The 22,428-nt window shown below is 64.6% G+C and carries 21 protein-coding genes; 7 read left to right on the top strand and 14 right to left on the bottom strand.

The features are described from left to right. Positions 1-29: 29 nt before the first annotated feature. From K5607_RS09890 to K5607_RS09865, 6 genes are read right to left on the bottom strand one after another with little or no spacing between them, the layout of a single operon-like run. Positions 30-260 (bottom strand): acyl carrier protein, encoded by a 231-nt coding sequence (locus K5607_RS09890; RefSeq protein ID WP_221046920.1) that lies wholly within the window; start codon positions 258-260, stop codon positions 30-32. Further along, the gene (locus K5607_RS09885; protein WP_221046919.1) at positions 257-1,645 is read right to left on the bottom strand and encodes a condensation domain-containing protein; all 1,389 of its coding nucleotides are present in this window, start codon (positions 1,643-1,645) and stop codon (positions 257-259) included. Before K5607_RS09885 ends, K5607_RS09890 begins: the two co-directional genes overlap by 4 nt. Continuing rightward, positions 1,635-2,381, bottom strand: coding sequence for a polyketide synthase (locus tag K5607_RS09880; protein ID WP_221046918.1), 747 nt, complete (start codon positions 2,379-2,381; stop codon positions 1,635-1,637). The genes K5607_RS09885 and K5607_RS09880 overlap by 11 nt, the downstream gene beginning before the upstream one ends. Beyond that, entirely contained in the window at positions 2,378-3,151 is a 774-nt protein-coding gene (locus tag K5607_RS09875; RefSeq protein WP_221046917.1) for an enoyl-CoA hydratase-related protein, read from the bottom strand. Before K5607_RS09875 ends, K5607_RS09880 begins: the two co-directional genes overlap by 4 nt. After that, complete coding sequence (locus K5607_RS09870; protein WP_221046916.1) at positions 3,148-4,377, bottom strand: hydroxymethylglutaryl-CoA synthase family protein; 1,230 nt, start codon at positions 4,375-4,377, stop codon at positions 3,148-3,150. Before K5607_RS09870 ends, K5607_RS09875 begins: the two co-directional genes overlap by 4 nt. Beyond that, the gene (locus K5607_RS09865; protein ID WP_221046915.1) at positions 4,374-5,642 is read right to left on the bottom strand and encodes a beta-ketoacyl synthase N-terminal-like domain-containing protein; all 1,269 of its coding nucleotides are present in this window, start codon (positions 5,640-5,642) and stop codon (positions 4,374-4,376) included. Before K5607_RS09865 ends, K5607_RS09870 begins: the two co-directional genes overlap by 4 nt. A 101-nt stretch (positions 5,643-5,743) precedes the next feature. Here K5607_RS09865 and K5607_RS09860 point away from each other — a divergent pair, with 101 nt between their 5' ends. Beyond that, the gene (locus K5607_RS09860) at positions 5,744-6,127 is read left to right on the top strand and encodes a hypothetical protein (RefSeq protein ID WP_054774475.1); all 384 of its coding nucleotides are present in this window, start codon (positions 5,744-5,746) and stop codon (positions 6,125-6,127) included. A 149-nt stretch (positions 6,128-6,276) separates the two neighbouring features. After that, positions 6,277-7,623, top strand: coding sequence for a cytochrome P450 (locus tag K5607_RS09855; RefSeq protein WP_221046914.1), 1,347 nt, complete (start codon positions 6,277-6,279; stop codon positions 7,621-7,623). 14 nt (positions 7,624-7,637) lie between these two features. On the opposite strand, the gene K5607_RS09850 is transcribed toward K5607_RS09855, so the two are convergent. Beyond that, positions 7,638-8,291 (bottom strand): hypothetical protein, encoded by a 654-nt coding sequence (locus tag K5607_RS09850; protein ID WP_054774478.1) that lies wholly within the window; start codon positions 8,289-8,291, stop codon positions 7,638-7,640. A 181-nt stretch (positions 8,292-8,472) separates the two neighbouring features. On the opposite strand from K5607_RS09850, the gene K5607_RS09845 reads away from it, so the two are divergent. The 3 genes from K5607_RS09845 to K5607_RS09835 are packed head-to-tail and all read left to right on the top strand — an operon-like array spanning position 8,473 to position 13,026. Continuing rightward, on the top strand, positions 8,473-10,308 hold the full coding sequence (locus tag K5607_RS09845; RefSeq protein ID WP_221046913.1) for a non-ribosomal peptide synthetase: 1,836 nt from the start codon (positions 8,473-8,475) through the stop codon (positions 10,306-10,308). Positions 10,309-10,312: 4 nt separating this feature from the next. Then, a complete protein-coding gene (locus K5607_RS09840; protein WP_221046912.1) occupies positions 10,313-11,659 on the top strand; it encodes a hypothetical protein in 1,347 nt (448 codons plus the stop codon). 11 nt (positions 11,660-11,670) lie between these two features. Beyond that, positions 11,671-13,026, top strand: coding sequence for a hypothetical protein (locus K5607_RS09835; protein WP_221046911.1), 1,356 nt, complete (start codon positions 11,671-11,673; stop codon positions 13,024-13,026). Between the two features lie 24 nt (positions 13,027-13,050). Here K5607_RS09835 and K5607_RS09830 read toward each other — a convergent pair whose 3' ends face one another. Genes K5607_RS09830 through K5607_RS09810 form a run of 5 tightly spaced genes read right to left on the bottom strand, consistent with a single transcriptional unit; the run spans position 13,051 to position 19,730 of the window. Then, positions 13,051-14,370: a cytochrome P450 gene (locus K5607_RS09830; RefSeq protein WP_221046910.1), complete on the bottom strand. Its 1,320-nt coding sequence runs from the start codon at positions 14,368-14,370 to the stop codon at positions 13,051-13,053. A 45-nt stretch (positions 14,371-14,415) separates the two neighbouring features. Further along, a complete protein-coding gene (locus tag K5607_RS09825; protein ID WP_221046909.1) occupies positions 14,416-15,741 on the bottom strand; it encodes a cytochrome P450 in 1,326 nt (441 codons plus the stop codon). Positions 15,742-15,787: 46 nt separating this feature from the next. Further along, a complete protein-coding gene (locus tag K5607_RS09820) occupies positions 15,788-17,140 on the bottom strand; it encodes a PfaD family polyunsaturated fatty acid/polyketide biosynthesis protein (protein ID WP_221046908.1) in 1,353 nt (450 codons plus the stop codon). A 7-nt stretch (positions 17,141-17,147) separates the two neighbouring features. After that, a complete protein-coding gene (locus tag K5607_RS09815; RefSeq protein ID WP_221046907.1) occupies positions 17,148-18,944 on the bottom strand; it encodes an ABC1 kinase family protein in 1,797 nt (598 codons plus the stop codon). Positions 18,945-18,947: 3 nt separating this feature from the next. After that, positions 18,948-19,730, bottom strand: a complete 783-nt coding sequence (locus tag K5607_RS09810) for a 4'-phosphopantetheinyl transferase family protein (protein ID WP_221046906.1) — start codon at positions 19,728-19,730, stop codon at positions 18,948-18,950. On the opposite strand from K5607_RS09810, the gene K5607_RS09805 reads away from it, so the two are divergent. Both K5607_RS09805 and fabD read left to right on the top strand, forming a co-directional pair. Next, positions 19,717-20,676, top strand: a complete 960-nt coding sequence (locus K5607_RS09805) for an acyltransferase domain-containing protein (RefSeq protein ID WP_221046905.1) — start codon at positions 19,717-19,719, stop codon at positions 20,674-20,676. The genes K5607_RS09810 and K5607_RS09805 overlap by 14 nt on opposite strands. Next, positions 20,673-21,548, top strand: coding sequence for an ACP S-malonyltransferase (fabD, locus tag K5607_RS09800; protein WP_054774937.1), 876 nt, complete (start codon positions 20,673-20,675; stop codon positions 21,546-21,548). The genes K5607_RS09805 and fabD overlap by 4 nt, the downstream gene beginning before the upstream one ends. Positions 21,549-21,623: 75 nt before the next feature. On the opposite strand, the gene K5607_RS09795 is transcribed toward fabD, so the two are convergent. Together K5607_RS09795 and K5607_RS09790 are read right to left on the bottom strand one after the other, a co-directional pair. Beyond that, positions 21,624-21,872 carry a DUF6200 domain-containing protein gene (locus K5607_RS09795; protein ID WP_054774851.1) on the bottom strand — a complete coding sequence of 83 codons (249 nt, stop codon included), beginning with the start codon at positions 21,870-21,872 and terminating at the stop codon, positions 21,624-21,626. A 37-nt stretch (positions 21,873-21,909) separates the two neighbouring features. Continuing rightward, positions 21,910-22,230, bottom strand: coding sequence for a DUF6312 domain-containing protein (locus tag K5607_RS09790; protein ID WP_054774852.1), 321 nt, complete (start codon positions 22,228-22,230; stop codon positions 21,910-21,912). Between the last annotated feature and the right edge of the window lie 198 nt (positions 22,231-22,428).

The raw sequence follows: 22,428 nt of genomic DNA, 5'->3' as shown, positions 1-22,428 counted from the left end.
GGAAGGCGCCGGCATTCGGCGCGCTTCCCCTAGCCTTCGAACATGTCGGCAACCAGCGCCACCAAGTCGCCGACGGTGCGCGCCTGGTCGACTTTCAGTCCATCGAGGGCGCGCCCCAGTTCGTCCTCCACCAGCATGCGGAATTCCATGTTTTTCAGGGAGTCCCAGCCGCGCATCCCTTCGAGGAGGGTGTCCTCGCTTAAGCCCGGAGGGGCGTTCACCAGTTCTTCCAGCTGGCGCATGAATTCTTGTTTGGTCATTGGCGTTCCTCAGGTTCCAGGGGGGAGTGTCGTGCCGCGGAATATCCCGGCAGGTTTTGATCCAGGCGTTTCAGGAATGAGCCCACGCGCTGAACTCCAAGCCGCTGGTCGAAACAGGCGGCGATGCCGATGCGGTCGTTCAAGCGCACCAAGGTGACCAGGAAAATCGGCGAGGGTGACGATTCGCCGAACACCACCAGGTCCGTCGGTGCGATGCCGTCGCAGGCGAAGCGGTTTCCCCGCGTGTGGCCGATTTGGGTCAGCACCGGCGGCGCGGGGTTTTTCAGGCCGCGCAATATTTGCCGTTGCAGCAGGTTTTTTTTACGGGGGTAGGCGACACCGGCCAGCCAGCGGGTCAGCATCTGTCCTTCGGTTCCCAGCAGGCGCTGTTTGTGCCGCAGCGTTTCCCGGCAAACCTTGGCCAGCGTGTCCTCGAAAGTCGCGCCGACGTCCTTGCCGATGCGGATGTGGGTGGAGCCGGCCTGGTTGCGGATGGCGGGACGGCGTTGCAAAGGCGCGTAGCGTCGCAGATTGGTGGGCATCACCACTTCCAGCGGTGCGCCCAACGGCTCCGGGCAGTATTCGTCGAAGGCGCGGAGAAACGCCGCCAGGCAAATATCGTTCAGCGTCACGCCTTTGTCGTAGGCGTAGCGGTCGATCTTGGCCACGCGGCGCTCGTCCAGGCGCAACGTTAGGTAATCCGGCCGCAGGTTTTCCGCGTCGGATAGATACGTGGCGGCGTCGGAAGCCAGTCCTCGCTTGGGGCCGAGGGCCTTGGGCAGATCCTTTAAATCCTCCCACAGCAGCCGCCAGCGGTCGCGGGCGCGGAAATTCCTCAGCCACAGGAAGCTGTCGCGGCTGGCCTCGTTGGGCGGCAGCCGGTAATCGGGATTTTTCCCCAATTGGTTGTACATATCCGTCAAGGCCATGGCGAAGTCCAGGGCGGCGGTGCCGTCGGCGGCCACGTGGGAGATGCGCAGCAGCAGCCGGTCCTCCGTACCGTTCTGCCGGCGGATCACGACGGCGTTCACATTGGGCGACGTTTGTGGATCGAAGCGCTCCACCAGCAGGGCGTGGGTGTCGGCTTCCGGATCGACGCTGGAGATGACGCGGCAGTGGGCGATGGCGTCCAGATCGTCGCGGCGGCGCCAGCGGGATTTGCCGTTCTCCACCTCGAAGCGGCAGCCCAGGATCGGCTCGGCGTCCAGCATCCGGCGCATGGCAAGGCTTAGGCGCTCGGCATCCAGTTGCTGTGGATAATCGAACAGGAGGCGGAGATACCCTCCCGCCGCTATTTCGCAAAACGCCTGCACCAGTTCGTCTTGGGGTTCGGTGGGGAAAATGTCGGGGATGATCGGTTCGGCCATGGCGGGATCAATTTCCATAACGTTGTTGAATGCGTTGGCGCACGCCTTCCTGGGCGAAGGTTTCCTCGTGCATGGCCCGTTCGCGTTCGACCGCGCCGGGCAGGCTGGCGAGCAAGGGCGCATTGAGCGCTTCCTTGAGCCGCATCAGCGCAACGCGGGGTTTGTCGGCCAGGTCGCGCGCCAGGCCCAGCGCGTGGGGCACGACCTCGGCGCGCGGCAGGACCGGGCAGGCCAGGCCGCGATCGGCGAGCGCCTGGCCGTGATAGCTGCGGGCGCTGAACAGCATTTCCGCCGCCAGCAGCGGCCCCAGCTTGCGCGGCAGCAGGTCGGTGGCGCCCATGCCCGGCGTGAATCCGTACTTCATGAAATTGGCGCCGTACAGCGATTCCCGCGACAGTACCAGCAGGTCGGCGTACAAGCCGAACACCAAGCCGCCGCCCATGGCGTGGCCTTGCATGGCGGCGATGACCGGCAACGGGCAGTCCAGCAGCAGGCGGTAAAAGGCGCCTTCGTCGAAGCTGCGGCGGCCGTCGGCGATGTCCACCAGTTCTTCCAGCGTGCCGCCGGCGCAAAACAGGCTGTCGTAGCCGTGCAGGACGATGACGCGGGTGGCGGGGTCTTGTTGCGCCTGCCGCAGTCCGTCGACCAAGCCGCACACCAAGGCCTGGGTGAAGGTGTTGCCGCCGGCGCGGTCTTCCATTTGCAGGCAGGCCACCCCCGGCAGGGGCTGGGTCAACTTGACGGCGCCGTTCATGGCCGGGGGCCTCGCTGGACGAACTCGGCGACGTTGGCGGCGATGCGCGGGTCGGCAAGCAGGGCCGCCAGGGCGTTTTCCGCGCCGGGGCATTCCTTGCCGATACCCGCGGCATCGGCGAAAAACGCCTTGGTGCGGACCACCGCCGCGCGGTCCAGCCGGTCGGCGCGCAGCCGCAGCCGGCGGACGGCGTCGGCCGGATCGTCGGTCAGTTCGTCGACCAGGCCGCAGGCGCGGGCCCGTTCCGCATTCATTCTTTGCGCCGTCAGCGCCATGCGGTAGGTGGCTTGGAAGCCGGTGCGCCGCAGCAAAAACGGGGCGACGGTGGCGGGCAGCAGGCCGAAGAGGATCTCCGACAGGCCGAAATCCGCTTGCTCCCTGGCGTACACCAAGTCGCAGGCGGCGACTAAGCCCATACCGCCGGCGTTCACCCGTCCTTCGACGACGGCGACGACGATGGCGGGCAGCCGGGTCAGGCGTTCCAGCAGGCCGTGGAAACGGCGGACCGCCGCGCGCAGCTGCGCTTCCGCGTCCCCGGCGGTATCCAGGGCTTCGCCGAAATCCATGCCGTCGCAAAAAACCGCGCCCTCGGCGGCCAGCGCCAGCAGGGTGATGTCCGGGGTGCTTTCCACCGTGTCCAGCGCCGCGTGCAGGGCTTCGATCAAGGCGCGGTTGAGGGGATTGCCCTTGTCCGGGTTGGCGAGCAGCACATGCAGGCAGCGGCCTTCGCGCCGCAGGCGCAGCGGGACGGGGGAGGGCTGTGGCATCATGCGTCGCGGTATTCCCTGTCGTAGTTGCGGATGCCGCCGAGGACGCAAACGCCGCGTTCGGCGAATGCAGCCTGGTATAAATCCGCCAAGTCGTCCGTGTCGATCTTTGCGTCTTTGCTGCCGAAGCGCGAATGGCGGTTGGCGGCGAGTACCCGCTCGTATTCGGCCATGTCCAATCGGCGCCGCGCCGCCAGGTGTTCGGCCAGGCCGGATTGGCTGAGGGCCGCTTCCGCTTGGGGGCCGGCCCAGCCGCTGTAAAACTCGGAGGAGCAGCCGGAGCCGTAGGAAAACAGTCCGATGCGGCGCCGCCGATCCAGGTCGGCGGAGGCCAGGACGCCGGCCAGGGCCAGGAACACGGTGCCGGAATAGATATTTCCGACTTCCCGGCAATAGACCAGGGAAGGCGCCAGCCGGCGGTGGAAATCCGCCTCGATATCCGCCCCGCCGGCTTGGTACAAACGCCGCATCAGGGTGCGGTGCGCCCCTTTCACCATGCCGCCGAACGGCGTGTGGAAAGCCAGGTAGTCGAAGTGATCGCGGAAATCCACCGTCCCCAGCGCTTCCCGGTAGGCGGCGAAAGCATGCTGCAAGCAGTCGATATAGGTCAGCACCGACAGGTCCGCGTCCCCGGTTTCCTGGTCCGCGTCGGGGCGGAAGGCGTCCATCACGTGATAGCCGTGCGTGCCGCTGGCGCCCGGTTCGATTTCCAGAATGTCCGCCTCCGGCCCCACCAGCAGGGCGACGGCGGCGCCGCCCTGGGTTGGTTCGGCGTAGGAGTGGGGGATGGGGCGGGCGATATCGGTGCAGATCACCAGGGCGCGCCCGTCGGGACGGCCGTCCCTGGCCAGCAAGCCCAGCGCCGTTTGCAAGGCCGCCGTGCCGCCGTAACAGGCCTGCTTGATCTCGAACAGTCGAATGCGCCGCGGCAAGTCCAGCAGGCCGTGGATCCAGGTGGCCAGGGATTTGCCGAAGTCGATGCCGGATTCGCTGGCGACGATGAGGTGGCTGATCTGCTGCCGTTGCTGCGGTTGCAGCGCTTGCAGCAGCGGCCGGGCCGCGTTGACGGCGAAGGATACGGGGTCTTCCCAGGGGAAATGCACGGTTTTGCGGCGAATCAGCAGGTTCGCCATGCGCACCGGGTCGAGATTGCGCAAGGCCGCCAGCTCGGCGATGTCGATAAAGGCCTGGCCGCCATAGAAGCCTATCCGTTCTATGCCCGCCTTCATCGTGTCGTTTCTTCCTTGTTGCCAACCTGGGTGGGGAGGTGGCGAATCGCCAGTGCGGCGTTGAAACCACCAAAACCGAAGGCGGTGGTTATAGCACAACGAAGGGGTATGTCAATTGCGCCGCCGGCCGCGAATCGCAGCGTCGGCGAGTAGGGCGAGGCTTGGATCGGCAAAGGGTGCACGCAGCCGTCTTGCAGCATGAATACGCCGGCGGCCAAGCCGATCAGGCCGGCGGCGCTCAGGCAATGCCCGGTAACGGTTTTCGGCGCGCAGACCCACACCCGCCGGCCGCTGCCTTCCAGCAAATCGGCGATGGCGCCCGCTTCGGCGGCATCGCCTTGCGCCGTGCCGGTGGCGTGGGCGGCGATCACGTCCAGCTGGCTTGCGTCGATGCCGGCGTCGGCCAGGGCCAGCGACATGACCCTGGCTTCCTGGTTGCGGCAGGGATGGGGCAGGGGGTCGGCGGCGGAGACGAAGGCGCCGCCGGCCAGTTCGGCAAGGCCGTTGGCGCCGCGCCGTTCGGCGTGGTCGCTGCGTTCCAACAATACGCAGGCAGCGCCTTCGCCGGGGGTGAATCCGCCGCCCTGGCCGGAAAAAGGCAGGGCGGCTTCGCTGGAGGTGTTCAATGCGCCAAGGGCGGCCAGCGCCTGCCAGTCGGCGGGGCTTAGGCGTTGCATGGCCCCCACCGCCAGGCAGGCATCGCAGCGTCCGCTGCGGATCAGGTCCAGCGCGGCCACCGCCGCCACGGCACCGCTGGCCGCCGCCGCCGCCACGTTCAGCACCGGGCCTTGCGCGTCCGCTAGCGCCGCCAGCGTGGCGGCCACGTGGCTGTCCAACACCTGGAAACCCGAGCGGGGGTTGACGTAAGCGGGGTTGCGCTGGAAGCGGGAAATTTCCTCGGCCAGCAACGGGTGCGCCAGGTTGCTGCCGCCCACCACCAGTCCCAGGCGCTCCGGCGCTATGCGCGCGGCGCCTTTGGCTTCCAGCACCGCGCTGGCGTCGGCGCACAGCGACACATCCGCGCCGCGCAGCATCTTTTCCGCTTGGGGCGGCAAAATCCGGTCGCGGATGCCGTCGCCATCGCGCCAATTCCAGCCGTCGTCCAGCAACGCGCCCAGTTGCAGTTGGGGGATGGGGCGGGCTTCCGGCGGCAGGCGGCGAATGGCGCTTTGGCCCGCGCGCAGCCGCGCGGCCAGCTGCGCCGCGCCGTTTCCCGCGGCGCCGGCGAAACCCATGCCGGTTATATATACAGACGGGCGGTTCATGCAGCTTTCCCTATACAGGCCAACAGTTTACTGTGATAATCGCAAAAGCGCCCGCCGGAATTATTGGCGGTTTGGACTACATAGTGTTAAGGATACGACGGATGGCGATTCTGGTAGCGACCATAGGCGGATTGAATATTCTCTTGGGATTGGCCGGCTTGCTTTTCCCCGCCTATTTGATGCAGTGGGCTGCCCGGTTGTGGCGGACCGAATATGGCGCCTATCTGGCGATTTCCCTCCGCGTGTTCATGAGCGCTCTGCTGATAGCCGGCGCACCCTATTGCCGCTGGCCTTTGGCCCTGCAGATAATCGGCTGGCTGTCCCTCGTCGAAGCCCTGGCGGCGGCGTTGCAAAGCCGCGAACGTTTTACCCAGTTGCTGGAGTGGATCTTGTCCCGTCCCGCTTCGTTCATACGCGGCGGCGCCGGTATCGGGATGCTGTTCGGCGTCTTGATCCTCTATGCGGCGGGATACCCTGGCGGGTAAGCGGAAACTCCGTCGCCGGCCCATGTGCCGCCATGTTTTTCGTCGCCCTTAATCAAACCAAAGGCTCGCTGTAAGGCGCGGTGCCGGATTCTCTTGGAGAATCCTCTGCTCCATTTATGCCTCGGGCCGGGTTTCAGGAGTAAACCACCTTGTCGATAATCCAAACGCCGCCGGCAACGCCCCTGGGGCCCCGTTTTGATCCGCTATTTGTGCCGCGCTATTTGCGCGACCCGGTCAAGTGTTACCAGGGGCTCGCGGAAAAATACGGCGATCCTTTTGCCGTTTCGTTTCAAGGCAAGCGGTTCGTGGTAACCGGCGACCCCGAAGGGGTGAAGGAGATCTTCACCGCCAAGCCGCGGACGTTCGGCAAAATGGACATGGGCAGCGAGTTGATGCTGGGGGAGGATTCCCTGCTGGTCAGCGGCGGGGAGGTCCATGAACGCGCCAGGCGGATTCTCAATCCGGCTTTCGGCGCCAGCCGTATGCTGGCCTACGGGCCGCTGGTCGAGGAAACGGTATTGGACGTTTTCAGCCGTGTTCCCTTGGGGCGGGCCACGACGGCGTTGGCTTGGACACAGTTGATTTCCATGGAAGTGATTTTAAAAACCGTGATGGGCATTATGCGGGAGCGGGAAATCGCCGATTTCGTCGAGTGCTTCCAGCGGTTCCACGGCAGCGCCGGTTTTTGGATCACCTTTTTCCCGTTTCTGCGCCGCGATCTGGGCGCTTGGAGTCCGTGGCGGCGGTTTTCCCTGGCGCGCCAGGCGCTCTACGGCAAAATGCGGGAGCAAATCGCCGCCCGCCGCAGGCCCGAGGATTTCGCCGGCCAGCATTGCGTGCTGGCGCAATTGGCGCAAAGGAAGGAGCAGGACCCGGAAAAATCCTTCACCGACGAGCAGATTTGCGACCATTTGTTCACCATTTTGATGGCGGGCCACGAATCCACCGCCAGCGGTTTGGCCTGGGGCATTTACTGGATGTATCGGCATCCGGAAATCCGGCAAAAACTGCTGGCCGAATTGGACGAAAAAGCGTCGCCCGGCGATCTCGACGCTTTGTCCGGGCTGCCTTATCTGGATGCCTTCTGCAAGGAAACGCTGCGTATCCATCCGATGATCCCGGACGTGGCCCGCCGCCTGGCGGTGCCGTTTACGCTGCGGGGCCGGCGGGTGGAGGCGGGGGATATCCTGGTGGCGTCCATCAATCTGGCCCACCATCGGCCCGACCTTTACCCGGAGCCGGACCGCTTCCGGCCCGAGCGCTTTCTGGAACGCAGCTTCAACCAGTACGAGTATTTTCCCTTCGGCGGCGGCGAACGTTATTGCCTGGGGCGCGGCTTGGGGCTGTTGGAACTGAAGATCGGCTTGGCGACCATTATCCGGCGTTACGAACTGGAGGTGGACATCAGCCGCCCGGTACGGCCCACCTGGAACGATGCGGTGCGGTCGCCCAAGGGCGGCGTGAAAATGAAGGTCGTCGGCCTGAGAAACCCCTGAAAGCGGCCGGCCCGTTATTTCCCCAGGGTTTTTTGTTGATACTTGATCGCCTCGGCGTGCAGCTGTTTTGTGAAGTCGGATCTGTTGTTGTATATCCTCGAGCTTTTACGCAACAACATCGAAGCTTTCTTGCTGGCCCAAAAGGCGTTTTTCCAGAAATCCTCGCGGGCGCCATCGCGTTTTTTTCGCTTGGAGCGCTTGGCCCTTATTTTGTAATCATCGAGAAACAGCTGGGTCGCTTTGGCGAGAACGCGGGCCTCTTTACTCCACGCCTGCTTTTTTAAATTCTTTTTCTTCTTGCCTGCGGGTTTTCCGCAGGCGATCGGCAAATGGTCTCCATCCCTATCCGCCGCACGGATGTTTCCTTGCGCGTCGCAATGCCTGTAGGACGCTTGTTTTATATACAGAGGGCTTGGCTTTTTCGGCGGCTTTGCCTGAATATCCGGCTTGGGTTTTTCCTGCCGGACGACGTGCTCGCCTTGGGTCGTGATGTTTATATGGACGATGGTTTTGACGAACGGCGCCTGCTTGCGCGGTTTGTTTTTCCTGGAAGCCGGCGATTCGCTCCGGATGACGGCATATGTCCCGTCGTGGCCGCGTTGCAGCAAGACGCTTCTTTTAGCCAGTTTGCCGAGGCGCGGTTTCTTTTGCGGTTGGTCGAGAGGCATGGCTCAATCCCTTTAAGTTCCGTTAGGACTCCGTATACATGCCGCCCGGCGGCGGCATACAATGGACGCAGTTTACTTTAATCGGCAAGCGTTGAACACGGCGGAATATCGGGGGCGCGTAGGTGGATTTTTACGGGCCGAGCCGCGCCGCTGAGGTGTTGCAAACGTCGGAAGGGGGGTTATGAGCGCCGAGGGCGAGTCGCAACACGCTAAAGGGCCGCTGGAATGGAACGCCACGGCCAGCGACTATCCGCGTGATCGTTGTATCCACGAATTGTTCGTCGAAATCGCCGCCCGGCAGCCCGAACGGGTAGCGTTGCGTTTCGAAGGCAGGGCGCTGAGCTACCGGCAACTGGATGAGCTATCCGATCGGATCGCCCAGGGTTTGCGCCAGCTGGGGGTGGGGTTGGAAACGCCGGTCGCCGTGGCCTGCGAACGTTCCGCGGAGGCCGTCGCGGCGCTGCTGGGCATATTGAAGGCGGACGGCGCATACATCGGCGTCAGCCCCAAGGAACCCAGCGCACGCCTGCGGGGCATGCTGGCCGAAGCCGGCTGCGGCGTGCTGTTGACCCAGGCCGATGCGGCGGCGCGTTTTGCCGATTGCGGCGTCCGCGTGCTGGTTTTGGACGGCGAGGTGGCGTTTTTCCGCCAGGCCATCGCCCAATCGCCGCCGCCCGAGCCGGGTCGCCATAGCCGGCAATTGGCTTATATCGCTTTCACCTCCGGTTCCACCGGCGTGCCGAAAGGCGTCTGCATCGAACACCGCTCGGTGATGCGATTGGTGCGCGGAACCCAGTACGCCAGTTTCGCCCCCGACGACGTGTTCCTCCAATTCGCCCCGCTGGCTTTCGATGCTTCCACCTTCGAAATCTGGGGCTGCTTGCTGAATGGCGCTAGTTTGGCGATCCAGCCGCCCGCCGCCGCCTCGCTGGAGCAACTGGGCGCTACGCTGCGCCGGGAAAACGTCACCACGCTGTGGCTCACGGCCGGCCTGTTCCACCAGATGGTGGATCATCAATTGGAGGCGTTGGCCCAAGTGCGCCAAGTGTTGGCGGGAGGCGACGTGTTGTCTCCCCGGCACGTTCGCAGGCTGTTGGAACAGCCGGGCGAGCGCTGGTTCGTCAACGGCTACGGCCCGACGGAAAACACCACGTTCACCTGCTGCTATCGCATCAATCGGCCCGAACAGGTCGGCGCCACGGTGTCCATCGGCCGTCCCATCGCCAACACCCAGGTGTACCTGGTCGACGCGGCGATGAACCGGGTGCCGGTCGGCGTGGCCGGGGAATTGCTGGCCGGCGGCGACGGCCTGGCGCGCGGTTATCTCAACCAGCCGGAGCGCACGGCGGCCAGCTTCATCGATAATCCTTTTTCCGCCGAGCCCGGCGCCCGGCTCTACCGCACCGGGGATATGGCCCGCTATCTGCCCAGCGGCGACTTGGAGTTTCTGGGACGGGCCGATCGCCAGGTGAAGATCCGCGGCTACCGCATCGAGTTGGGTGAAATCGAAGCCGCCTTGGCCGCTTACCCGGGGGTGCGCCAGGCGCTGGTGCAGGCCGTGACGGACGAATCCGGCGGCCAGCGGCTATACGCTTATTTGGTGGCGGGCGAGGGCGGCAGCGCCGAGGCGGTACGGGCGTTCCTGGCCGAACGCCTGCCGGAATACATGTTGCCCAGCCGGATTTTTTTCCTCGGCGAACTGCCGCTCAACGCCAACGGCAAGGTCGATACGGCTGCGTTGCCCAGGGAGGCTGCTCCCGTGGCCGCTGCGCCGGCGGAGTCCGCCGCCAGCCCCACCGAAAAAGCGCTGGTGGACATGTGGGAGGCGGTGTTCAATCGGCGGCCCATCGGTACGGACGAGCATTTTTTCGTCGACCTGGACGGCGATTCGCTGCAAGCGGCGCTGCTGATCGGCCGTATCGCCGGCGTGTTCTCCGTCGATCTCCCCATGGACATTCTGTTCGACGCGCCGACCATCGCCGAACTGGCGGTCATTCTGGACGGACAGCCGGGCTAAATCCATGTTTGCCGAAACCATTCCTTCGGAAGGCACCGACCAGCTGCTTTACGCCATGGCGGAGTTGGGCGTTTCCGGCTATATCTCCTACGCGCTGGAACTGGGGGGGCGGATCGACGCCGAGGTGATGGCCCGCGCCGTCCGCCTGGCGATGGACGCGGAGCCGATCCTGGGCTGCCGGTTTGTCGCCGACGAAAAACGGCCCCATTGGCGGCGGCGCAGCGATTTGGACTGCGCCGTCCATTGCCGGATCGCGACGGCGGATGCGCCACTGGCGGCGGCGGAAGCCCAAGCGCTGGCGCCGCACGACCCAGTCCACGATCCGGCGTTCCGGGCGTTCGTGTTCCGCCAGCCGGCGGGCGCCGACCTGTTGCTGTTGCAGATCGACCACTGCCTTGCCGACGGCGACGGGGCGCTGCGGTTGATCGCCGGGGTGGCGGACGTATACGGCCGCTTGCTGGCCGATCCCGACTACCGGCCGCCGGTCCGCGCCTCGTACGACTGGCGGTTTCCCTTGTATCGGCAATTGGGCTGGCGCGGCCGGCTGCGTTTGGCCGGCAACGTCCTGGCGGAGCTCTGGACGCTGGCGCGCTTCGTGCGCTCTCCCAGCCAAGGGTTTCGCGTCGATCCGCAGCGTTTTTTCGATCCCGCCGCGCACAGCGGCGCGGCTTATGCGCGACTCCGTCTGGACAAGGCCGAGCTGAGGCCGATCCTGCTGGCCGCCTCCAAGCGCAAGGCATGGTTGAACGACGTTTTGCTCGCCGCTTTGCTGCGCGCCTTCGCCGATCTGGCGCCGGCGACGGAGGCCGCCCGCTGGCGGGCGCTGACTTTCGTCAACCTGCGCCGCTTTTTGCCGGAGGATTACGCCGTGCCGCCCTGCAACCTGCTCGGCAATCACATGCTGGACCTGGGCACGGATCTGGGCGAGCGGTTTGACGATACCTTGGCGCGCGTGTGCGAGGAGAACCGGCGGCTCAACGATCCTGCCTATGTGCTGCGCACCGCGTTGCTCGGCGTGCCAATGCTACGGTGGACTTCGCTGGACGCGAAACGCAAACTGATGCGGCAGGGAACCACGCGGAATTGCCGCAACGGCGCGCCGTTGTCCCTTTCCAATCTGGGCAACGTCGATCCGGCCGGCTTGCGCTGGGGCGCCGTGGAAACCGAAGGTTTCCACGTGCTGGGCGTGCCGAATCCGTTGCCGGCCGTCGCCGTCATCGGCTGCGGCTACCGCCAGGGGTATACCTTGACCCTGGCGTATTATCAAAGCGATTTGCCGCGGGAGACGGTGGAGCGCTACTTCGGTCGCGTGCGCGAGGAACTGCGGATTTTTGCCGGGACGGCGGCTTGAGGGAGACGACGATGGATACGGCCACTATGCCTTGCTGTTACCCCAGCAACGGCGTTGACGAGATTCTCTATGCGATGGCGGAGTTGCAGTGCGTCGGCTGGATGGGCCTGGTGCTGGAATTGCGCGAATCCCTGGACGCCGAGGTGCTGGCGGCCGCGACGCGTTTGTTGGTGGATGCGGAACCCTTGCTGGGCTGCCGCTTGGACGCCAGCGGCAAAAAGCCGGTCTGGCGGCGGCGGGACGATCTGGACTCGCTGGAGCATTGCCGCCTCGTCCGCACGGAAAACCCCACCCTCGCCGCCGAGCGGCAATCCCTGCTGCACTACGATCCCGCCGGCGATCCGCTGCTGCGGTTGTTCGTGTTCCGGCCGGATCGCGGCGCCGACGTGCTGCTGTTGCAGGTGAGCCACGCCGTGGCCGACGCCATGGGCGCTTACCAGCTGGTCGAGCAGCTGGCGTCCATTTACACCCGGCTGTTGTCCGAGCCGGATTACCGGCCCGCCCGGCGGGAGGGGTACGACTGGAATTTCCCCTTTTACGACGGCTTTAGCTGGCGCGACAAACTGCGCCTGTGGTCGCGGGCGCTGGCCTATCCCTTCGCCATGGCCTTGGCGGAACGGAAGCCGAGCCGGGGCCTGCGGGCGGATCCCTCCTGCGTGTTCGAGCGGAATTCGCGCGCGCGGCCGGCCATCGTGCGGTTGCGTTTGGAGAAAGACGAAGCCAAGCGCCTCAAGCAAGCGGCGTTTCGCGGCAAATACTGGATCAGCGACGTGTTCATGGCGGCGTTTTTGCGGGCCTTCGCGGCCTGGCTGCCGGGGGATTTTCCGCCGCAAGCAAGGCACCGGGCCGGCTCAGTCGTCAATTTGCGCCGCTTGTTGCCGAAGGAATGGTGGATTCCCGTGTGCAACCTGGTTTACCGCCACGTGCTCGACATCGGCCCGCGGATAGACGAGGACTTCTCCGCCACCCTGGCCAAGGTGGTGCAACAAAACCAGCCCTTGCAAGACCCGACGTTCGTCCTGCGAGACCGGCCCTTGGCTTTCGCGCTGCTGAACCTGGCCTCTTTCGAAAACAAGCGCCGTTCGTTGCGCAAGGGCATTGCGGCCGGCTGCGCCAGGGGCACGCCGCCCACCTTGTCGAATCTGGGCTTGTTGGACCATCGCACGCTGGGCTTCGGCTCCACCGAAGTGGAGGATTTGTACGTGCACGGCCATCCGACGCCGCTGCCGGGTTTCCTGCCGGTCATGACGGGATTCCGCGACACCTACACCCTGACCTTGGCGTTTTACGACAGCGAGCTGCCGACGGCGCGGGTGGAGGAATTATTGGCGCGCTTCCGCGAAGAATTGCGGCAGTTCGCGGGCTAGCGCGGCGGTTGCCGGAAAGCCGGCTCAGCGCGCCTGATAGCGCACCCGCACGCTGGTCGGCGCCATGAGGAACCCGTGCCGGGCGACCTTCAGCGGGCCTTTTTCCAGCAAGGTGTAGCGTCCCCGCGTCAGCAGCACCGCCAGCACGATCTTCACTTCGAACACGCCGAAATGGTTGCCGACGCAGATGCGGTCGCCGCCGCCGAAAGGGATGAATTCGGTGCCGCCGACGCTTCTTCGCAGGAAGCGCTCCGGATTGAAACGCTCCGGCTCCGGGTAGATTTCCGGGTTCATGTGCAACACCGCCGAGCAGGCGGCTACGTTCATACCGGCCGGTATTTCGTAACCGCGCAGTTGCAGGGGCTTGGCCAGCATGCGCACCACGTCGGGCACTGCCGGATACAGCCGCAGGCATTCCTTCACCACGGCGTCCAAGTAGGGCAGGGCTTGGATGGCGGCGATGTCGTCGTCGCCCCCCAGGCCGTCGATTTCCGCTTGGAGGCGTTCCGCCGCTTGCGGATGGCGTCCCAGCCAGGCGAAGGCCCAGGCCAGCGACAAGGCGCTGGTTTCGTGGCCGGCCACCAGGTTGGTGATGAGATTGTCCACCAGGGCATCGTCGCTGAAGCCGCTGCCGTCGTCGAAACGCGCTTCCATCAGCCGGCTGAGGATGTCCGCCCGCGCCGTGCCGCCGGCGCGGCGTTCGGCGATGTTTTCCCGCAGCAGCATGCCCAGGCCGGCGCGGGCGTTGTCCAGGCGCCGGTTGGGCGGCCAGTCGTCGCGTTCGATGCCGAGCAGGGCGCTGAGCAGGAACGCCGGGTTGCCGAAGGCGGCGGCGAATTCCAGCACCGCTTGGCGGAACGGCGCCAGGCGCGCGGCCTGGTCCACGCCGAACACGGTCTTCAGGATGACGTCGAGGCCGATGTCGCGCATGGCGTCCTTGGCCTCCCACACCGCGCCGTCGCGCCAGCCTTGCAGCGCCTCGACGGCGCTGGCGTGGATCGTGCCGCCCAGTCCGCGCAGGCTTTCGCCGTGGAAGCAGGGGCTGATGAGCTTGCGGGTGCGCCGGTGGGCTTCGCCGGACATGCCGCTCAAGCCCTGGCGGCCGAGCACCCGCTGTTGGCTTTTGGGCAGCGCCACGTGGAAAGTGTCGGCCGGGGCGGTGAATATCTGCGCGATGCCTTCGGGATGGGCGGTGACCACCGTCAGCGCGCTGGTGCGCACGGTGAAAGGGTCGCCGTAGCGGGCGTGCATGGCGCGGAAAAAGCGGTAGGGCGAGTGGCCGTAGGCCAGCGGCTGCCAGAAGCGCAGCTTGGGTCCGGGTGGTAAACGGGGCGGTGTGCTCACGGGGCGGTCTCCTGGGTGGGGCAAGTGCTGGACGTATCGGTGTATTTATTTGCGCTGGAAGCGTACCCGCGCGCTGGTCGGCCCCATGAGGAAACCGCGCCGGGCGACCCGCAGGGGGGCTGGTTCCTGCAGGGTGTAACGTCCGCGAAACAGCAGCACCGCCAGCACGATTTTTACCTCGAACACGCCGAAATGGTTGCCGATGCAAACCCGGTTGCCGCCGCCGAACGGAATGAATTCGTTGCCGCTGTAAGTTTTTTCTAGGAAGCGCTCCGGGTAAAACCGCTCCGGGTCGGGGTAGAGATCCGGGTTCATGTGCAGCACCGCCGAGCAGGCGGCCACGTTCAGGCCGGCCGGTATTTCGTAACCGCGCAGTTGCAGGGGCTTGGCCAGCATGCGCAACACGTCGGGTACCGCCGGATAGAGCCGCAGGCACTCTTTCACCACGGCGTCCAGGTAGGGCAGAGCCTGGATGGCGGCGATGTCGTCGTCGCTTCCCAGGCTGTCGATTTCGTCTTGCAGGCGCTGGGCAACCTCCGGGTGGCGGCCCAGCCAGGCGAAACTCCAGGTCAGGGTCATGGCGCTGGTTTCGTGGCCGGCCATCAGGTTGGCGATGAGGTTGTCCACCAGTGCCGTGTCGCTGAAGCGGCTGCCGTCGTCGAAACGCGCTTCCATCAGCCGGCTGAGGATGTCCGCCCGCGCCGTGCCGGTGGCGTGGCGCTCGGCGATATTTTCCTGCAACAACGCCGCCAAACGCTGCCTTGCGGCGTCCAGGCGCCGGTTGGGCGGCCAGCCGTCGTGTTCGACGCTGAGCAGCGCGCTGAGTATAAACGCCGGGTTGCTGAAGGTGGCGGCCAAATCCAGCACCGCTGCGCGAAACAGGTGCAGGCGTTCTCGTTGTTCCACGCCGAACACGGTTTTCAGGATGACGTCCAGGGCGATATCGCGCATGGCGTCCTGGGCTTGCCACACCTCGCCGTCGCGCCAGCCTTCCAGCGCTTCGGCGGCGGTGGCGTGGATCATGCCGCCCAGCCTGCGCAGGCTTTCGCCGTGGAAGCAGGGGCTGATCAGTTTGCGGGTGCGCCGGTGGGCTTCGCCGTGCATGCCGCTCAAGCCTTGCCGGCCGAGTATCCGCAACAGGCTCTTGGGCAGCGTCATGTGGAAGGTATCGGCGGGGGCGGTGAAAATCTGTCCGACGCCTTCGGGATGGGCGGTCACCACCGTCAGCGTCAGGGCGTTGGTGCGTACCGTGAAGGTATCGCCGTAGCGGGCGTGCACCGAGCGGAAAAAGCGGTAGGGCGAGTGGGCGTAGGCCAGGGGTTGCCAGAAGCGCGGCGTGGGACCAGGGGGCAAGTGGGGCATGGTGTGCATGGGACGATCTCCTTTCCGTGTAGCCAATCCTGCGTTGAAAATCCACTCAATCCGCATTCAGCCCCGCGTAGCGTTGGGCCAGCACCTGGGCCGCGCCTTCGAGCAGCCGGTCGGCCAGCCGGTCCACGTGGCGCTGCCGCCAATCGGCCCAGGGGGTATCGGCCAGCCAGCGGTTGCAAGCGGCCATGGCCGGGCCGCAGTGGATCTGAAAGTTCACGCGCTGCGCCGTGTCGCCCTGCTGGGCGAGGCGCTGCGAGTGGATAAAATACCATCGAAAAATCATCGCCATGCGTTTTTTCGGGCCGATGTCCGCCAGTTCCTCGGGGGCGGCCTGGCGGTAATAAGCCTCGGTTTCCCGCCACACGTCGTCCAAGCGGCGACCGAATGTTTTGGCCTCCAGGTCCGCCAGCAGCGGCGCCGGGATGTCGTCCAGGGCGGCGTTGGCGCGGTACAGCTCATAAAGGCGGTTGGCGCGCGCCGCGAACAGGCTGCCGCGCTTCAGCACCTGCACCTTGGCGCCGATCTCGAACAGGTCGCCGGCCGGGGCCATGTCGAAATCCTGCGGTTGGGCCGCCGCGAGCATGTCCTTGACCGCTTCGCTGGTGCCCGCTTCCGGCGTGCATTGGTTGATGGAACCGGTGAGGACGAAGTCGGCGCCTAATACGAAAGCCGCCGCCACCGCTTCCGGCGCGCCGATGCCGCCGGCCGCACCGATGCGCACGGGCGGCAGCCGCGGCTGGGCGCGCGCGGTTTCGTCGCGCAGGCGCAGAAAAGCGGGGATCAACGCGAAGGAAGGCCGGCGGTCGGTGTGGCCGCCGGAATCGGCTTCGGCGCAGACGTCGTCGGCCAGCGGCACTTCGCCGGCGGCGTCGGCCTCCCGCGCCGTGAGCAATCCGCGGGCGCGCAAGTCCGCCACCAAGTCCGCCGGCGGTGGTTCCATGAAGCGGCGCGCCATGTCCGGATGGGACACCTTGGCGATAATCCTCCGGCGCGGCAGCGGCCGTCCCTGGCCGTCGAATTCCAGCCCGCTCAGGCGGTAGCGCACCAGGGCGGGGGTAATGCGGACGAAGGCGGAGGCTTCGATGCAGCGCACGCCGGAGGCCAGCAGCAGTTCGGCCAGGGCGTCTTCCTGTGCGGGAATCAAGGGGTTATGCAGGAAATTGACGCCCCAGGGCCGGGCGGGGCCCAGATCGGCGGACAACTGGGCGACGGCCTCATTCACCGCTGCCGGCCTTAAGCCGCCGGCGCCGAAAAACGCCAGGTAGCCGGCGTTGCCCGCCGCGCGCACCATCTCCACCGAGGAAATTCCCTTGACCATGCCGCCGATCACATAGGCCGCGCGGACCCCGTGAGCGGCGCGAAAAGCAGGGCTGCCGAGACGTTCCGGGCGGATGTCCACGGGCGGCTTACCGCAAATACGCCGAACTGACGATGGTGATGATGCGCTTGAAGGTCGCGAACAGCATGGCCAGTCCGAGCAGCGCCAGCAAGAACCATTCTTTCTCTATGTGGGGAATGTCGTCGATCAAGTCGGCCCCCGGCATATGGCTCATGTCGAAATAATGCTGGTGTATGAACGCGTAACCGCCCAAGGCGATGGACGACAGCAGGGCGATATTGAAGAAACGCATGACCGTGGCGGCGATCATGCTGAACTTGTTGAGTTTTTGTTTGTAGCTGATGACGGCGCGTTGCGCGATGGGTTCCAGCAATACCCGGTAATCGTTGGCCGTTTCGACGAAGCGGCCCAGGCCTTCCCGCATGTTTTCCAGCGCGTGCTTTTTGCGCCGCCGGCTGGATTTGCGCAGGTAGCGGGACAACATGCGGGAGTGGCTCATTTGCGGATAGAAATAAGCCAGGGAGGTGTCCAGCGTGCCCATGGTGCGGCCCATGCGCAAGGCGGCCCAGTTGATTTGCAGGCGGTGCTTGGCGAAAACCTCGCCGATTACTTTGCTCGAATCGGCCAGGGAACGGTTGCCGTAGGCGTGGCTGCTCAATTTGCTCCGGGATTGCCAAAGCTTGAACGCGTTGATCAATTCGGCGCGGATCTTGCCGATGTCGGTGGAGGGGATTTCGGCGCACAAGTGCAGAGACAAATCGGCGGCCTTGTCGTATTCGCGCCGGGAAATCGCGCGCATAAAGCCGAGATAGGTTTGGAGAAAACCGGGGTCCAGGGAGCCGATGGTGCCGAAGTCGATCAAGGCGTAGCGGTTGTCGCGGAGTAATAGAATATTGCCGGGGTGCATATCGCCGTGGAAAATATTATCCTCCAGCAATTGCCGCATATGCGACAAAAACAAATGCATGGCCACCCGCTTGGGTTCGATCGAATTTTCTTCGCACCAATCGGCGAAGCGCTCCGGATCTCGTGCCTGCACGGCGATGGCGTCGCTCATCAAAACCCCGGCGATTTCCTCCATGACCAATACTTTTTCCGTGCAGTATTGTCGGAATATATAGGGGACATAAACGTTGTGGCGCCGCAATACTTTGCGCAATTGGCGGCTATTGGATACTTCGTAGGCGTAATTGAGTTCTTCCTCCACCATGGAGTCGAGTTCGTTGAGCCCTTCCTGCAGCCGCAAATGACGGATGGGCAGCAAGGCGTTGGCGACGGAGGCGATGGCGCGCAGTATTCCCATGTCGCGGCGGAAGGCGTGGATCACATTGGGCCGCAACAGTTTCACCACCACCGGCAGGCGCTCCTTGCGCAACACCGCCCGGTGCACCTGGGCGATGGAGGCGGCGGCCAGGGGCGTGTCCTCGAAAGAGGCGAAAATCTCGTCGATGGGTCGGCCCAGTTCTTGTTCTATGGCTTGCCTGACGATATGGCTGGGGAAGCCGACGTTGGCATAGAGCAGGTGGGACAGTTCTTCGCACATTTCATCGGAAAGCACGTCGGTGCGCAGCGACAATAGCTGGCCCAGCTTGACCCACAATCCTCCCAATCCCTGAAACAACAAACGGGCTTCGACGGCCGTTTTTCGAGCGTCCCGGCGGCCGAGCAGTTTTTGCATGAGCAGCCACAAGCCGAACTTGATAAAACGGTATATGACGGTGGGGCCGCCCAGCCGCCGGTGCGCTTTCAGTTCCAGTACCCGCACCGGCGTGCGTTCCCGGCTGGGAATCAATTGGGTGGGGATATACTCTGGATTGAGCAATTTCCTTTTCGGCTCTTTCAGCCGTGTGAATTCCTGTTTCATGGGTTATGCGGGGCTGGGGAAATCGGCGGAGGATAGATGCTGGAGGTGGATTTTTAGCCGGGTTCCCGGCGGGCGGCGCACGGCCAGGGAAACCCAATGGCAAGGTTCGACGAACCAGTTGTTCAATTCCCATGCGTCGGAGGGCCCCCAGTCGGGGGCGTCGAAGCAAACCGACAGGGGATCGATGGTACAATGAAACGCCTGGAAATCCAGCCCAAAACCCAAGCCGGCGGCTTTGGCGACGGCTTCCTTGAGCGTCCATAGGCGGAGAAACTCGCTGTCGACGCGCGAGGGCGGCTGGCTGTCCAGCCACCGCGCTTCGCGGCTCGAAAAAAAACGGTTCGCCAGCGAGCGTGACGCCTGCGAGCGGTTCAGGCACTCCGCATCCACCCCGATTTCCACGCCTTCGGGCACGGGGCCGGCGGTTAGCGCGCAGGCGGCCATGCCGTGGGTATGGCTGATGTTGAAGCGCGGCGCGGCCGCCGGCGCTAGGGCGGGATCGACTTCCGGGCGGCCGTGGCTGTTGTGGCGAAACTGCCAGGCCAGCGGCGGCAGGCCGTGGTATTCGGCCAGCATGGCGCGCAACAGGCTGTGCGCCGCGGTATAGGACCAGCGGTCCCGCTCGAAGGCGAAGCGGGCGGCGCGCTGTCGTTCGGCTTCGCTCAGCAGGGGCGTGGCCGCATGGCCGCCCGCTCCGTCGTGAGCCATCGTGCGCAGTACGACACGCAACACCGGCGGAGCCGGCTGGCTGCTTTTATCGACGGAGAGATTTGTGTCGCCTGTCATTTTTCTTTTTTCCGGCCAAGGCGCCCAATATTACCAGATGGGGGCGGAACTCTACGCCAACGATGCGGCGTATCGGGCGGCCTTCGACCGTTGCGCGGACATCGCCGGCGATGTCCGCGGCCGCTCCCTGGCGGACAGCGTGTTCGGCAGCCCCATGGCCGACAGCGACGGTTACGACGACCTGGAAGAAACCAACCTCGTATTGCTTGCCCAGGGGTATGCCATGGCCCAGTCCCTGTTGGCGCGCGGCATCCGGCCCGATGCGCTGGCGGGCTACAGCCTGGGCGAAGCGACCGCGGCAGTGGTGTCCGGCGCCTTGGGGTTGGAACAGGCGATCGGCTTGCTGCGAGCGCAGGCGCGCCACGTCGCGCGGCGGGCGCCGCCGGCGGCGATGGTGGCCGTACTCGGCAGCCCCGCCCTGATGCTGGAGAATCCCGAACTCAGCCGCTTGGGCGAGATCGCTTGCATCAACTCCCCGCAGCATTTCGTCGTCACCGCGCCCTTGGTGAATCTCGACGCCTTGGCCGGAGAGCTGACCCGTCACGGCGTGAATTGGGCGCGCTTGCCGGTGCGCTACGGATTCCACGGCTCGCTGCTGGACGCGGCGGAAGCCGGTTATGCCGACCATGCCGGCCAGATCCAATTCCGCGAGCCGGCCTGGCCGGTGTACTCCAGCCTGCTGGCGGCAAGGGTGCGCCGCTACGACGCCGGTCATTTTTGGCGGGTGGCGCGGGGGCTGCTGCGCTTCCGCGACCTCGTCATCAACTTATGGGCGGCGGAGCCGCGGGTTTTTGTCGATTGCAGTCCGACCGGAACGCTGGCTTCTTTCGTGCGGCAGACCCTCGGCGATACGGTTCCCGTATTGACCGCGATGAATCGCTTCGGCCGCAATCTCGAAACCGTGGCGCAATTGGAACGTACTTTGAAAATGGAGGAACGGCGATGACGCTGATTTTTTTGGCGCCGGGACAAGGCGCGCAAATGCGGGGCATGGGGGCGGACTTGTTCGACGCCTACCCTCAGGTGGTGGCGGAGGCAGAGGACATTCTCGGTTATTCGCTGCGCCGTCTGTGCTTGGAAGATCCCGACGATCAGCTGTCGAATACCGCCTATACCCAGCCGGCCCTGTATACCGTGAGCGCCTTGTCCTATTACCGGCGGCGCGACGCCTTGGGCCAGGCGCCGGATTTCGCCGCCGGGCACAGCCTCGGCGAATACAACGCCTTGCTGATCGCCGAGGCGTTCAGTTTCGGCGACGGCTTGCGCTTGGTGCAAAAGCGCGGTCAATTGATGGCCGCCTTGCAGGGGGGCGGAATGTTGGCCGTCATCGGGCTTAGCCGGGACGAAATCGCCGCGGTGTTCGTGGAGGCCGGTATCGACAGCGTCGATGCCGCCAATCTGAACACGCCTTCGCAAACGGTATTGTCCGGCCCCGAAGCGGATTTACGGCGTTTGGGGGAGATTTTCGAGAGCCGCGGCGCGCGGGCCGTGCCGCTCAACGTGCGCACCGCCTTCCATTCGCGCTATATGGCCGATATGAAAAGCGCTTTTTCGGCGTTTATCGCGGATTTTTCGTTCGCGCCGCTGATGGTTCCGGTCATCGCGAATTTTTCCGCGTTGCCTTACCGGGATGGGGAAATCGCCAACAATCTGGTGCAACAACTCGATCATGGCGTGCGCTGGACCGAAAGCATCCAGTATCTGTTGCAGGAAGACGATCCGGTGTTCGAGGAGCTGGGTCCTCGGCCGCTGCTGATGCGTATGGTGGAGGAAATCAAGGCGCATTCCGCGCCGCCGAACGGCGCCCGCTGCCCGTGATCCGCGGCAGCGGGCGGGCTCCGCGACGAGTGGCCGGGAAGCTAGGGCCACCGTAGCGGAGCTGGAAGCGGGATATCAGTCGCTGTCGAACAGGCCGCTGTTCTTTTCACGGACGACGATCAAGACCACTTGGGCGTTTTTTTCGATCTTGCCCGCGTCGCGCAGTTGTTCTACCGCGTTGTTGACCTTGTTCAGCAGTTTGCCTTTGCCTTTGCGGAGCTTTTTCACCGCGTCGGCGTCGCGTTTGCCGATGTCCAATATGATCAGGTCGGAAGCGGTTGCGTCGCCGGCTTGCGGGGCGGATTCGGGGGAATTGGTGGCCATGGTTGCTATTCCTTGTCTTTGCTGTGAAGGGGCGTTGTTACCGGACTACAGTCAACTTGGGCGGCTTTGCGCTTTTGCGGGCGGACTTGGCGGCCTGCTTGAGGTTTTTTCCCATATTTTTCAACCAGCCGTTGGATTTGCGCCGGTTCGACTGCTCGTGCCTTTCGAGATAGGTTTGCGCGGCCGCCAGTTCGCTTTTCACCAGCTTTCTGACCAAGCGCTCCATGGGCTTCAGCACCTTCGACTGCTTTTTCCGCGAGCCGCTTTCGGTGAGGCGTTCGCACTCGTAACGCCCGTCGGCGCCGGCTTTCAGGAAGGTGATGGATTTGACGATGCCGTCGATTTGAATGGGTTCCATGATATTTGGGTCCTCGTTTCGTTTGCCGCGCTGGTGGTTCTACCGCCTGGAGATCGTGCTCAGCCAATCGCACACTTGACAATCTAACATAGCATGGCTATCGAAAGGAATATGCCAATGGCCGGCGGAGGATAAGCGCCGCGGTTTTTATGGGGCGTCTTGTAATTCCGCTTGCCCGGCGTAAGAATTCGGCGGACG

This window comes from Methylogaea oryzae (assembly GCF_019669985.1).
Lineage (GTDB): Bacteria > Pseudomonadota > Gammaproteobacteria > Methylococcales > Methylococcaceae > Methylogaea > Methylogaea oryzae.
The sequence above is the reverse complement of the archived record's forward strand: the minus strand, read 5'-3'. Positions and strand labels throughout refer to the sequence as shown.

What these genes read in the sequence shown, in the direction of transcription:
- K5607_RS09890 (WP_221046920.1), bottom strand. Translation starts at nt 260, where the DNA reads ATGACCAAACAAGAATTCATGCGCCAGCTGGAAGAACTGGTGAACGCC.
- K5607_RS09885 (WP_221046919.1), bottom strand. Translation starts at nt 1,645, where the DNA reads ATGGAAATTGATCCCGCCATGGCCGAACCGATCATCCCCGACATTTTC.
- K5607_RS09880 (WP_221046918.1), bottom strand. Translation starts at nt 2,381, where the DNA reads ATGAACGGCGCCGTCAAGTTGACCCAGCCCCTGCCGGGGGTGGCCTGC.
- K5607_RS09875 (WP_221046917.1), bottom strand. Translation starts at nt 3,151, where the DNA reads ATGATGCCACAGCCCTCCCCCGTCCCGCTGCGCCTGCGGCGCGAAGGC.
- K5607_RS09870 (WP_221046916.1), bottom strand. Translation starts at nt 4,377, where the DNA reads ATGAAGGCGGGCATAGAACGGATAGGCTTCTATGGCGGCCAGGCCTTT.
- K5607_RS09865 (WP_221046915.1), bottom strand. Translation starts at nt 5,642, where the DNA reads ATGAACCGCCCGTCTGTATATATAACCGGCATGGGTTTCGCCGGCGCC.
- K5607_RS09860 (WP_054774475.1), top strand. Translation starts at nt 5,744, where the DNA reads ATGGCGATTCTGGTAGCGACCATAGGCGGATTGAATATTCTCTTGGGA.
- K5607_RS09850 (WP_054774478.1), bottom strand. Translation starts at nt 8,291, where the DNA reads ATGCCTCTCGACCAACCGCAAAAGAAACCGCGCCTCGGCAAACTGGCT.
- K5607_RS09845 (WP_221046913.1), top strand. Translation starts at nt 8,473, where the DNA reads ATGAGCGCCGAGGGCGAGTCGCAACACGCTAAAGGGCCGCTGGAATGG.
- K5607_RS09840 (WP_221046912.1), top strand. Translation starts at nt 10,313, where the DNA reads ATGTTTGCCGAAACCATTCCTTCGGAAGGCACCGACCAGCTGCTTTAC.
- K5607_RS09835 (WP_221046911.1), top strand. Translation starts at nt 11,671, where the DNA reads ATGGATACGGCCACTATGCCTTGCTGTTACCCCAGCAACGGCGTTGAC.
- K5607_RS09825 (WP_221046909.1), bottom strand. Translation starts at nt 15,741, where the DNA reads ATGCACACCATGCCCCACTTGCCCCCTGGTCCCACGCCGCGCTTCTGG.
- K5607_RS09815 (WP_221046907.1), bottom strand. Translation starts at nt 18,944, where the DNA reads ATGAAACAGGAATTCACACGGCTGAAAGAGCCGAAAAGGAAATTGCTC.
- K5607_RS09810 (WP_221046906.1), bottom strand. Translation starts at nt 19,730, where the DNA reads ATGACAGGCGACACAAATCTCTCCGTCGATAAAAGCAGCCAGCCGGCT.
- fabD (WP_054774937.1), top strand. Translation starts at nt 20,673, where the DNA reads ATGACGCTGATTTTTTTGGCGCCGGGACAAGGCGCGCAAATGCGGGGC.
- K5607_RS09795 (WP_054774851.1), bottom strand. Translation starts at nt 21,872, where the DNA reads ATGGCCACCAATTCCCCCGAATCCGCCCCGCAAGCCGGCGACGCAACC.
- K5607_RS09790 (WP_054774852.1), bottom strand. Translation starts at nt 22,230, where the DNA reads ATGGAACCCATTCAAATCGACGGCATCGTCAAATCCATCACCTTCCTG.